The following is an 11,534-nucleotide window of genomic DNA, read 5'->3' as shown; positions in this document are numbered from 1 at the left end:
AGAATTCCCCGCATTGCCACCCGCATCAGTTCTTTATGCAAGCACCAAGGTACTGGTGGAATTGCCAATAAGTAATTTACCAGACGCAGATCGAAAAAGGGATATCGTACCTCTACCGGCAGACCCGTTACTCCCGGATCGTACCTTTCAAACAAGAATGACCAGCTCAAACTGGTAAGCTGTTGATATGCCTCTGGACGGACAGGATGAATCAGCGGTTTTTCGCGGTAAAACTGTTCCCATCTCCCAGTCAAATCCCATTTAGCGGAAAAATCAGTGTTTATCCAGCTGGGATAGGCAGGAACCGGGGGACGAATTCCCAACCATCGCTTCACCCTCGATCGCACTCCCGGTTGGGGTAGGCGTTTATGAGAGACAACATACTCAATCGTATCTACGAGCGGACGACCTAATTGCCAGTTTTTCACCAGGTAGGCAAAATAAAAGTAAGCTCCCCAAGAATAAAAAACTGGATCGCCACCATTACCATCTAACAGAACTCGACTGTGGGCTGCAATTTGTTTTAATCGATCTGCCAAAATTGGTAATACAGAAACATTACTAGGTTCGGCATAGCCAGATCGAGGCTGTTCCGCTTTCCCAAACAAAGTATAGTCGTCTGCAACTAGGTAGTGAATGGGAATACCTAAAGCTTCTGCTACTAATCCCGAATAGTAACGTTCTTCATCTGGAATTAATTTATCATAGACAACAGTGAACGCTTTTAAATCAAAAGTATCTTGATTACACAATTGGCAGGCAGTGGCGGCTATGGTTGTAGAGTCCATCCCCCCACTCATCGAGACAGCAACTCGGTTAGTCCGCAGTCTGTCACTAACCGTCGTTCCCATCAACTCTCTAAAATGTTCGACGTATTCTTCCGGTCGTTTGTATCGAATATAACCATCTAGTGGTAGTGTCCAGTAACGTTTGATATTTAACCCAAGATTAGACCAAGTTAAATAATGTGCTGGCGGTAGACGTTGGATATCTGCAAAAGCAGTTGTATCTGACTCTTGGTTATCGCCAAACAGCAGAAAATCTGCAATCGCTAGATCGTTCAGCCGATCGCAGACATAGGGGTGAATTCTCAAACTATTTAGCGTATTGCCAAATATCAGACAATTCCCCACAGGAGCATAATAGAACGGTTTCACGCCAAAATGGTCTCTGGCACAAAATAAGCGTTGCCGTCTAGAATCCCAGATCGCAAAAGCAAAATCTCCCAGCAAGTGTTTCAGGCAATCTTCTCCCCAATGGCAATAAGCGTGTAGGATAAGTTCCGCATCCGTAGCTGTCTCAAGAGCGATATCGCCATTAAACTTTTGAATCAGTTCTGCTCTACTATCTACCCGCGCATCAGCTACAATCCAAACCTGACCGTTCAAGCAAAAAGGTTGTTGCTCTCTTGCAGACTCTGATGTTGTTCGCAGCAGCGTATGACCGAAGCCTACATGACCGTCAAACCAGATATTGCGATCGTCTGGCCCTCGATAGTTCATGAATTCAGTCATTTGCTGCAACAACTGCTTGTCGATTGGCTTACCGTCCAAATTAACTATCCCAACGATACCGCTCATGGTACTTTTGCTCCCATTGGCGAGATAGCACTGGCAAAAGGCGCAAATTGCTCATAAATGTCATTGCGATCGTTTAGCACAACACCAAGATACTCTACCCAAGCGTGAGCCTCCAACTTTTCCTCCCGTTTGCGTACACCTATACGCAGGTCAGTTTCTATACCTTCACGTCGGAGTAACCACCAGATAACTAAAGACTTTTGCAAGCAGTTGGCGCGATAGAAACCGTGCTGGCTAGCTATACCGACTATCCGAGCGATCGTATGAGCCTTAGTTAGGCATTTGCTCTCATTTCGCTCTTCGCTTTTCTCCACCATCGGCGATAAATACCTGTTACCCCTATTAAGCTTAGCGATTGCACAATATATACGTCGGAAGCCAAAAAACTTTACAGACAAAGCCGTCAGGGGCAGCAGCACTATCGTCCAAACCAGTAGCGTTAGCTCTGCCTTAGATAGTTTCCGTAACTTCTGCCAACTACTGATTGCTGACATTCACCAATCCATGCGCTAGTAGCTGCTCGATCAAGCGATACAAGTCGGTACGTAGCTGTTCCGGAGCTACATCGTATTCTAATAGTAAAGCTTCGTAAGCTTGCTGTATCAAATCATATCTACTCAGAGCTATCCACATACGAGTGCCAGTTTCATCCAAACCAAAATAACGTTCGCTTTTAAGATTGAGAATAACCGATTCGCCGTCTAGTTCTCGAAACAAGATATCATCTGCGATCGAAATCCGCATATTCAAGGAAATCGTCAAAACTCGCCTTACCTCTCCTATATACTCGTATTTCTAAGGCTATCTTACCTATAAGACCAAAAAAAACCAACATTCACAAAAAAAAGGCCGAGCGATACAGCCCCACCTTGATATACCCCTATGGGGGTCGAGAAAGCCGGTTTTTTCATTCGCTTGACGAAGCTTCTAGCCTCGATGCCCGACGCCTTCTGAATTTCTCTTCGGCTTTCGCTTTTGCTGACGGCGTTTGGTAGTAAGGAGAGCGCGATCGACCGGAAATCCCACAACAGGCGGTATCACTTGCTCCTCTCGTTCTGCTTCCAGTTTCTTCAACTCTGTATAGTCTACCCAGTGTATGCAATCGACCGGACAAGTATCGATCGCTTCTTGGATCAGCTCTTCTGAGTCGCCATCTTGCCGAACGACGCGAGAGCGACCGTAGTCTGGTTCTATGTAGAAAGTATTGCGGGCTACATGAGCGCAATGCTTGCAGCCAATGCAAGTAATTTCATCTACATAAACACCTTTCTGACGCAGTACACCACCCAGTTCCGGCTCAAAGCCCGATCGCTCTGGCTCATCTCGAAAGACACCACCCAGCTCCGGTTCAAAACCTGACCTTGTGGAATCTGTCGTCTTGACTGTGGAATTTTTGTCTCCCACTGCTAGACAAAAATCGGTGGCATCATCTCCTCGTGGGCCAGAAAAGTCGGACATCAGCCCCTCCAACGTTGCACTACCAGCCGGATCGAACCATCTTCATTTTGTTGTTGTTCGGCAACCTGAAAACCTTGCTTAGCAGTTTCGTTCAATACAGTTTGGAAAGCATAACGCTGAGTCACTTTGCTCAGGAATCTATCTACAGACGATGCTTGCTGCCAAAACTGCAAGTCAGCCACCAATTCGTACTCGTTGCCATTCCAGCTAAAACCGATGTCGTAACCGTTATCTTGCTCGATCGCAATTTCCGCATTTATTGTTTGACCCCGATAACCGCGCACTGGGCAAGGGCCTTCTTTCCAGTCAATCCCTAAATCTGTCAAAGCAGCTTGTAAGGAAGCAAGATTGCGGATTTGAGTTTTGATTTGGCTAAAGTGTGACATATGCTCCGGTAAATAAATCAAACTAGACTGAAAAAAAATTACCACTCGCTAAAAGTGGCTTGGGCTGTCGCTGTCGCAGGCTGTTCCAGCACTGCTGCGAAATATTCAGATGTTTGCTCCTGGCTGAGTACTTGCCCGAGCTGAGCTTCGATCGCAGCCGTCACCTCAGCACACGAGTAGCCCACAATGCCAGTAACTTTTTCTTTTACCCGACCGTCGGGATAAATTACAAACTCTAGTGTCTCCATGCTCTTAACTGAACCCTAAAGACTACTTGAAATCAGCGAGCGATCTGGGGTAGCAGGCTCCCGCCTTCGCACAAAGGCTATTCGGCAAAAGCTTCTGTTTATTTCACTTTACCCATACAGGTTAAAGCGAATCAAAACTTAACACAACTTATTAATTAAGCGATTAAGTCCTCAATTATTTGTCAGTTTCGCTTAACTCGCCACAGCAGTCAAGATATCCAATGACATATAACCCAGGATAATGAGAAGTTGTCAGAATATAAGGTGTCTTATGAGTGCAGAGCAGATCGCAAGTCCCATTCGCGTCGGGGTACTCGGTTTTGGAGGATTGGGGCAAGCTGCCGCCAGGGTGCTGGCTGGCAAAAAACAGATGCTTTGGGTAGCCGTAGCAGATCGAGAAGGCTATGCCTATGTTGAAGAAGGGTTAAATCCAGACGCCTGCATAGGCTCTTACCAGTCACGGGGTTCTGTGGGATACTTGCAGCCAAGTGGCATTCTCAGCGATCGCAGCATCGCAGATTTAATCGCACAAGCATCTGTGGATGGATATTTCTTAGCCTTGCCAAACTTACCAAACACTTTTATTGCTTCCGTAGTGCATCAGTTTATCGAATCCGGTTGGCAGGGAGTTTTGGTAGATGCGATCAAACGCACTTCGGCGGTCGAGCAGCTACTGGAATTAAAAGATACCCTGCGACAAGCAGGAATTACTTATATGACTGGATGCGGAGCAACTCCCGGACTGCTGACAGTAGCAGCTGCCCTGGCTGCACAAAGCTATGCGGAAATTCACAGCGTCAAAATTACTTTTGGTGTCGGAATTGCTAACTGGGAAGCTTACCGTTCTACTATCCGCGAAGATATTGCCCATTTGCCCGGTTATAACGTTGAGAAAGCCAGAGCCATGACAGATGCGGAAGTAGAAGCGCTTCTGGATCGGACTGATGGTATACTGACCCTAGAAAATATGGAACACGCCGACGACGTGATGTTAGAACTGGCGGGAATTTGCTCGCGCGATCGCGTCACCGTAGGCGGCGTCGTCGATACCCGCCATGCGAAAAAACCCCTCAGTACTAACGTTCAGATAACGGGTCGCACTTTTGAGGGCAAAATCTCGACCCATACCTTCACTCTGGGAGATGAAACCAGTATGGCAGCAAATGTATGTGGCCCCGCGTTTGGTTATCTCAAGGCAGCCACAAGTTTGCATCGGCAGGGCACATACGGCTTGTTTACCGCCGCAGAAATCATGCCCCAGTTCGTCCGATAGGCGATAGGGCGTCGGGAAAGAAAAGGGAAAAGGCAAAAAATTCCTTGTTTTGACTTTTAACTTTTGACTTTCCCTATACGGCTGGACTTTCCGACGACAAGGCGGGTGGAGTTTCTTCCTCGTTAAAACTATCGAGATTCTGAACTACAAAAGGTAGATAAGCTCCGCTCAGCCCCCGTATAATCCGTTCTGGAGTTTGGGCAAAAACAACAAACAGAGGATGGATGTTTTCCGCCTCCTCACTGAGAACGTGTTTGTAGCGAGAGGGCATCACCCACTCATAACCTCGTTCCAGTAGCACCTGAGTCTGCCGCCAACGACTGAGTAGATCGGAAAAATCTTCTTGAGGGCGATGGATAAATACGAGAATTTCTACCCCTGTTTTAATTTTCCATTCGGGGTCGCACATTAAAACTGCCACATCGCAAGCTAGACAAATAGTCTCTTTTGTGGTATTGATAACACCTATTTGCTTTGTGGGCGATAAAGGCTGATTAATGCGTACTAACGGCAAAGGAATAGCGATTATGCTTTCATCCGGTCGTCGCAGGCTGGGGATCAGCTCCAAATAGGGACGATGTTGCTTCAGAAGCGCGATCGCTCCCATTTGGCTGCTGTACTCCGCCAGTAAAGCTTCGTAATGAGATGGTTTGACAGACATTGCCCGATCGGGACTCCAATAATTTACACCATCATTTCTGTATTTTACTCAGGCCGATCTAATCAGGCTTGCAAAAGTCTTTCTTTCTTAGCCGATCCCGTCCATAACTTTGAACATAGGTAGATACATGGAGAGCAAGATCATACCCACCATGCCAGCGATACCAACCATCATCAACGGTTCTAGCATACTGGTAAGACCTTTCACAGCTTGCTCTACTTCATCTTCGTAAAATTCCGCCAACTTCAGCAGCATTTTGTCCAGTTCTCCGGTTTCTTCCCCAATGCTCATCATTTGAATTGCCAACACCGGGAATACATTCGATCGTTGCAAAGCAATGCTGATCATGCCACCTTGTTCTACTTCTTTGCGAGCGTCCTCAATAGCAGTAGCAACAATCACGTTACCTGCTGTATCTCTCACAATTTCCATTGATGTCAGCATTGGTACGCCAGAACGAGTCAACATCCCAAATATGCGACAAAAACGAGCCACAGCGGTTGTTCTGATCAATTCTCCGACGATCGGCAGTTTCAACATTGCTTTATCTATTTGCCAACGACCGGCTGGAGTTTTGTAGTATTGCTTGTAAGCCCAGATTGCTCCCATCACAGCAGCAATACCGATAAATATGTTGAAATTTCTTTCTGGATCTGGTAAAGTCGGCCCCCGCAAAAATTTACTGATGGCCAGCATAAACATAGTCAGTGCGGGCAATTCCATGCCAAGATCCTCAAATATTTTCGCAAAGATTGGCAGCAGAAAAGTTGTCATCGCGATAAAAATTACGACTGCCAAACCACCCACCATTTTTGGATAAGCCGACGCTGACTTAATTTGGTTCTGAAGTCTAACGGAATCTTCGAGAATTTTCGCCACCCGGTTAAGTACTTCATCGAGAATACCACCAGTTTCTCCGGATTCCACCATAGCCACATACAAACCGTCAAAACAATCCGGATGTTTACGCAACGAATCTGCTAGACTGACACCCTCATTCACGTCAGCGCTAATTTGCGTTAAAGCTTTTTTAAGCTTTGCATTGGTACATTGATCGGTCAACACGGCAAGGCATCTCACCATCGGTACACCCGCGTTGAACATCGCAGAGAATTGGCGAGAAAACATCGCCAATTCCTTGACTGTGATCTTGGCAAGTAAACTCCCGAAGTCAGGCAATTGAAAGCTTTTAGATTCCTTCAGGTCTTGGACGACAAGACCTTTTCTCATCAATTTCTCTTTGGCTTCAGCCAGAGAATTTGCCTCAACTTTTTCGGGTTTTTTAGAATCCCTAACTGTAGCAACGTAGGTAGGCATAATTCATATCCAAGATTAAAATCTACTTTTTCACACCAAATTCCAGTTGCGGTCTGTCATTTTATTTATCCCTTGCGGTTAGTGGTTCGTGGTTTCTTCCCAGTCAAAGCTAACCACGAACCACATACTTTGATAACTAAAGTTTTAACCACACTTGATATTAGTTGTTGTAATTCAGCATTCAGGTTATGGAAAGAGTAAATGGCTGGGCAGAAGGTAAAATTAAATAGTTTAAAAATACTGCAACCGATTTGCAAGAAACTACCCTTTTTTCTCTTTCCTAGTTCCTAGTGTGCCGCTACTTTCTGGCCTGGAGATCCCACTGGCGCAGGTCCAATCAGGCGTTGCAATTCATCGGGTTTAGAAGTTTTGGACATAGCTGCATCGTAAGTAATCTTGCCTTCTTTGTATGCCCCAGCAAGTGCCATTTCCATTGTCACCATACCCAATTTACCGCCGGTTTGGATGGCCGAGTAAATTTGAGCAATTTTTCCTTCGCGGATCAAATTGGAAATCGCTGGCGTCCCGACGAGGATTTCTTGAACGCAGACTCGACCGCCGCCGATTTTGGGCACTAGGTTTTGAGAGCAAATACCGACGATCGCGTTAGACAGCTGCGATCGCACTTGGGGTTGTTGAATGGGAGGAAACACGTCCAGTATCCGGTCTATTGTCGCTGCTGCTGAGTTAGTGTGCAGCGTCCCAAGTACCATGTGACCGGTTTCAGCCGCCGAAATCGCTAGCCCAATAGTTTCCAAATCGCGCATTTCCCCTACTAGGATAACGTCCGGGTCTTGACGCAGGGCACCTTTAAGTGCGTTGGAAAAGCTCTTGGTGTCTTCTCCCTTTTGCCGTTGGTGAACCAAGCTCTTAATGTTCGGAAAAACGTATTCGATCGGGTCTTCTACTGTGAGAATATGTTCCGATCTCGTCCTGTTAATTAAATCGATCAGCGCCGCCATCGTAGTTGTTTTCCCAGAACCAGTTTGCCCTGTCACCAACAACATTCCGCGAGGTCTTTCCGTAAGTTCCCGCAGTACCATCGGCGTTCCCAGCTTATCGGCATCGGGTATTTTAGAAGACAAAGCTCGCAAGCAGGCAGCCCAGCAACCGCGTTCCCGGTAGACGTTGACACGAAAACGAGCTAACCCCTTGACCCCATAGGCGCAGTCCAGCTCCCAGTTTTGCTCCAAATCTTTGCGTTGGGAATTGTTTAACATACTGAATATCAGTTTCTGACAATCGTCTGAAGCCAAAACTTCACCGAATTGAGTTTGAGGGGTAAGTTTACCACTGATACGGAAGTATATCGGCGCTCCTGCTTGGATGTGCATATCCGAGCCGCCTTGCTCGATCAGAGACTCCATTACGTCTTCAATCATCATTTCCATCGGCATTGGGCTGTCTCCTTTAGGGTAATTATCAGCTGTTAGTTGTTAGTTGGGAGCCGTCATATTTTCTGAGAATTTCAGATTTAAAATTTCAAATTTTAGATTCAAATAAACTGGCAATCTGCAATTTGAAATTTTAAATTTGTCAAGGACTAATCAACAAAGCGAGGTGTCAGACAGTAAGGACACTCTAGCCATTCTGGTTGAGCTTCGGCATAACAAACGCGACAGGTAAGAGAACTCTTGCGTTTTGCTTTCAATTCTGCTTCTAGACCCGTGTCGGTGAAAGTGACCCGTTCCACTTCTTCAAACGTAGTAGCGCCATCGCGAACCAGCTGTAAGCTGTAAGCGAGTAATGTCACCATACCCTCTTCGACTGCGGCTTCTTTAATCCGTTCGGTGGGAGCGCCTTGGTTGATTAAGTTTTGCAACCGTTCTGTTACCTTCAGCACTTCATACACACCGCAACGACCTTTGTAGCCGACACCAGTACATTTCGGACACACAGTCCCAGCTTCGATCGCCGCCTTCCTTTGGTCTGACGGTAAGGTGTTTGCTTTGTAGAAAGTCACTTCCAGTTCGCGAGAAGCAGATAAACCAAACTTGGCGAGTTCTTCCGGTGTCGGTGTATAGGGAATGCGGCATTCGCTACAAACGCGCCGCATCAAGCGTTGAGCGCAGACACCCAGCAAAGCACCGGACACCATGAACGGTTCGACGCCCATTTCATCCAAGCGAGCGATCGCGCCAGCAGCGTCGTTAGTGTGCAGCGTCGTCAATACCAAGTGTCCCGTTAGCGCCGCTTCAATAGCTGTTTTTGCCGTTTCTTTATCTCGCGTCTCACCCACCAGAATCACATCTGGGTCTTGCCGCAAGAACGCCCGCAGGATGTTGGTGAAGTCTAAACCTTTTTCCCGGATTACCTGACACTGAGTAATCCCCCCTAAGGCGTATTCGATCGGGTCTTCAGCAGTACTGATGTTCACTCCCGGATCGTTGCGTTCTGCCAAAATAGAGTAAAGAGTGGTTGATTTACCCGAACCCGTTGGCCCTGTCACCAAGATCAACCCGAAGGGACGGCTGGCCATATCTCTGACCATTTGTAGCGTTTCCGGATTGGTGATTAACTTATCCAAACCCAGCTGGGTGGACGAGTTATCCAGAATCCGCAATACGATTTTCTCGCCGTAACGAGAAGGCAGACAGTTGACCCGGAAGTCTACCGTGCGTCCCTGGAACACCCGCCGAATCCGACCGTCTTGAGCTTGACGGCGTTCTGCCACATCCATGTTGGCAATAATTTTGAAGCGAGAAGTGATTGCTGGTATGACCTTCTTCGGTAGGGGTGGAAAAGGTTCTTGCAGCACCCCATCTTTACGCATCCGAATGCGGAGAAACTCTTCTTGAGGTTCCACATGGATGTCGGATACCCCATCAGTTAAAGCTTTGGCTAAGATTTTGTTGACTGTTTTGACAATAGGAGCTGACTCTGCTTCACCCAAAGCCGCATCCAAGTCCATGTCTGCGTCGATGGGAGCATCGTCGATATCGACACTCTCGAATTCTCCTTCATTTACAGATAATTCTTTTTCGCGGTCTTCAGCCGCACGCTTGGCTAACTTTTGAGCTTGTTCGTCCAAGTACTGCGTTATCAGCTGCTCGTAGTCTTCGCGGGTAATAACCATCCGCTGTAAACCCAGACCTTGAGGTCGCAGGATGCGGTTAAGATCGTCGAGCGCTTCTAGGTCGTCGGGATTGACCATTGCCACCAAAACGCTGGGTGGAGTCGTTTCGTTCTTCGAGAGGGGTACTAAGCGATAGCGACGGCAGATATCGATCGGTATTAAAGTATCGATCAATTCTCCCAGATTATTGGCTTGGATTTGAGTGATTTCCGGATCTAAGCATTCAACCCCGAAAAGGATTTTTAGTTCAAATAGCTGTTGTTTTTTGTATTGACGCAGTAACTCTGGCGGTAACTGTCGCCCCGTGATTGATTCTAGTACTTCCGTTAGCGGCCTGCCTGACTGGCGACTTTCAATCATCGCCTTCTTCATATCGTCAGGATTGATATAGCCAGACTGAATTAGCTTGTTGCCGAAAGGCGAGAAATTCAGCGCAATCAGGCTGGTGCTGCGTCGCGGCGATGATGAGGAGTTAGTCATATCCGATCCAGAAGCTCTCCTTATAAAGTATTCCCAAAATTTTTTGGCAAAATTGCATTACTGGGCAATATTTGCGGCTCAATGAGGGTCAGTAGACTTTTCTTGTACAAATTACAGCTTGGTAAGCATAGATTTTTTGGTACGGTTGTCATAGGAGGCCGATCTAGAAAAATTGACCGAACAAATGCACCCAAGCGTATGCCCGGAACTCGAACACTCAGGATTGGTCTTCCTTTGGATGGTTTATACAAGGTCGTCTATGGCCTCAACAGCATTTGAGGATGCCCGGTTTGGGCGGCAGGGTCTGCGAGAAGCTGTGGGCTCGACTGCCCAAAGACAGAAAAACTTTTCGTTTTTCGTCTGTATTTCAAGATGATAGCCTTTACAGAAATAGGCTGGGTAGTCTGTAACCCCCTAAGTACTTTCTTTAGTAGGATGAACGACCGCTCGAACCGATGTAACCTCTTCACAAGATTTGGTTTCAGGCAAAGAACGGATTAATTCTCGCAGCACATCACTTTGACAGCGTTGGGTTTGCTGGCAGTACTGCCGCAGTCTTTCCTTCTCGTCGGGGCTGGCTTGAAAGTTAATCCAAACACCGTTTTTTCGCGGCATCGCTTGGTAGTCACTAAGTTGCTACCATAAATGCTATCAGAATTTTGGATGGCAGCCATTTGGTAAAAATACCCGATTTTAGGCTCATAACTTGCTCAATCTAGATTTGGCAGTGGAAATAAGTTAAAAACAAATTGGCATAAGCTATCGTGCGCCTCAAAAGGATAAAGTAAAGTTAAGGGGGGAGCTAGCGCTTTCTTTATACGAACTGGGTCGCTCTCGCTAGCAGTCTCTTAACCGGGAAAAGTAAACGATGATTGACGAAGTTAAGCAGACAGATAAAACTGAAAACCCAACTCGGGATACTCCAGAGGAAATCTTAAGCGACAGTGCTACCGCAAAGATGGACTCGCAGGCAAAACCTGGGCTAAACTCTGAAGAAGTTGCTATTGAGGAAAATATCCTCTCAGAGGTAGAAGCAGAAGCAGATACCTACGATA

The 11,534-nt window shown here is 46.7% G+C and carries 13 protein-coding genes; 2 read left to right on the top strand and 11 right to left on the bottom strand.

Annotated elements, in window-relative coordinates:
- The 6 genes from H6S82_RS05870 to H6S82_RS05845 form a co-directional block, all read right to left on the bottom strand.
- A partial coding sequence (locus tag H6S82_RS05870; protein WP_191056081.1) for an asparagine synthase-related protein occupies positions 1 to 1,580 on the bottom strand: 1,580 nt, incomplete at its 3' end.
- Positions 1,577 to 2,074, bottom strand: coding sequence for a lasso peptide biosynthesis B2 protein (locus tag H6S82_RS05865; protein ID WP_190465583.1), 498 nt, complete (start codon positions 2,072 to 2,074; stop codon positions 1,577 to 1,579). The genes H6S82_RS05870 and H6S82_RS05865, both read right to left, overlap by 4 nt.
- On the bottom strand, positions 2,058 to 2,342 hold the full coding sequence (locus H6S82_RS05860) for a PqqD family protein (protein ID WP_242056836.1): 285 nt from the start codon (positions 2,340 to 2,342) through the stop codon (positions 2,058 to 2,060). Before H6S82_RS05860 ends, H6S82_RS05865 begins: the two co-directional genes overlap by 17 nt.
- A gap of 165 nt (positions 2,343 to 2,507) precedes the next feature.
- Positions 2,508 to 2,984, bottom strand: a complete 477-nt coding sequence (locus H6S82_RS05855) for a ferredoxin (protein ID WP_322111919.1) — start codon at positions 2,982 to 2,984, stop codon at positions 2,508 to 2,510.
- A gap of 53 nt (positions 2,985 to 3,037) precedes the next feature.
- Positions 3,038 to 3,424, bottom strand: coding sequence for a DUF1257 domain-containing protein (locus H6S82_RS05850; RefSeq protein ID WP_190465586.1), 387 nt, complete (start codon positions 3,422 to 3,424; stop codon positions 3,038 to 3,040).
- A gap of 38 nt (positions 3,425 to 3,462) precedes the next feature.
- On the bottom strand, positions 3,463 to 3,672 hold the full coding sequence (locus H6S82_RS05845) for a DUF2997 domain-containing protein (protein WP_190465588.1): 210 nt from the start codon (positions 3,670 to 3,672) through the stop codon (positions 3,463 to 3,465).
- 271 nt (positions 3,673 to 3,943) lie between these two features.
- On the opposite strand from H6S82_RS05845, the gene H6S82_RS05840 reads away from it, so the two are divergent.
- On the top strand, positions 3,944 to 4,945 hold the full coding sequence (locus tag H6S82_RS05840) for a saccharopine dehydrogenase-like oxidoreductase (protein ID WP_190465590.1): 1,002 nt from the start codon (positions 3,944 to 3,946) through the stop codon (positions 4,943 to 4,945).
- A 73-nt stretch (positions 4,946 to 5,018) separates the two neighbouring features.
- On the opposite strand, the gene H6S82_RS05835 is transcribed toward H6S82_RS05840, so the two are convergent.
- From H6S82_RS05835 to H6S82_RS05815, 5 genes are all read right to left on the bottom strand, one after another.
- Positions 5,019 to 5,606 carry a hypothetical protein gene (locus H6S82_RS05835; protein WP_190465592.1) on the bottom strand — a complete coding sequence of 196 codons (588 nt, stop codon included), beginning with the start codon at positions 5,604 to 5,606 and terminating at the stop codon, positions 5,019 to 5,021.
- 87 nt (positions 5,607 to 5,693) lie between these two features.
- Positions 5,694 to 6,923 carry a type II secretion system F family protein gene (locus H6S82_RS05830; protein WP_190465594.1) on the bottom strand — a complete coding sequence of 410 codons (1,230 nt, stop codon included), beginning with the start codon at positions 6,921 to 6,923 and terminating at the stop codon, positions 5,694 to 5,696.
- A gap of 287 nt (positions 6,924 to 7,210) precedes the next feature.
- Positions 7,211 to 8,314: a type IV pilus twitching motility protein PilT gene (locus H6S82_RS05825; protein WP_190465645.1), complete on the bottom strand. Its 1,104-nt coding sequence runs from the start codon at positions 8,312 to 8,314 to the stop codon at positions 7,211 to 7,213.
- A 152-nt stretch (positions 8,315 to 8,466) separates the two neighbouring features.
- Positions 8,467 to 10,479 carry a GspE/PulE family protein gene (locus H6S82_RS05820; RefSeq protein WP_190465596.1) on the bottom strand — a complete coding sequence of 671 codons (2,013 nt, stop codon included), beginning with the start codon at positions 10,477 to 10,479 and terminating at the stop codon, positions 8,467 to 8,469.
- A 414-nt stretch (positions 10,480 to 10,893) separates the two neighbouring features.
- Positions 10,894 to 11,094: a hypothetical protein gene (locus H6S82_RS05815; protein WP_190465598.1), complete on the bottom strand. Its 201-nt coding sequence runs from the start codon at positions 11,092 to 11,094 to the stop codon at positions 10,894 to 10,896.
- Positions 11,095 to 11,347: 253 nt separating this feature from the next.
- Here H6S82_RS05815 and H6S82_RS05810 point away from each other — a divergent pair.
- Positions 11,348 to 11,534: hypothetical protein (locus H6S82_RS05810; RefSeq protein ID WP_191056080.1), on the top strand; the 187-nt coding region annotated here is incomplete at its 3' end.

It is taken from the genome of Planktothrix sp. FACHB-1355 (assembly GCF_014748295.1).
GTDB classification, from domain to species: domain Bacteria; phylum Cyanobacteriota; class Cyanobacteriia; order Cyanobacteriales; family Aerosakkonemataceae; genus Aerosakkonema; species Aerosakkonema funiforme_A.
This window is presented reverse-complemented; position numbering and strand designations above follow the sequence as displayed.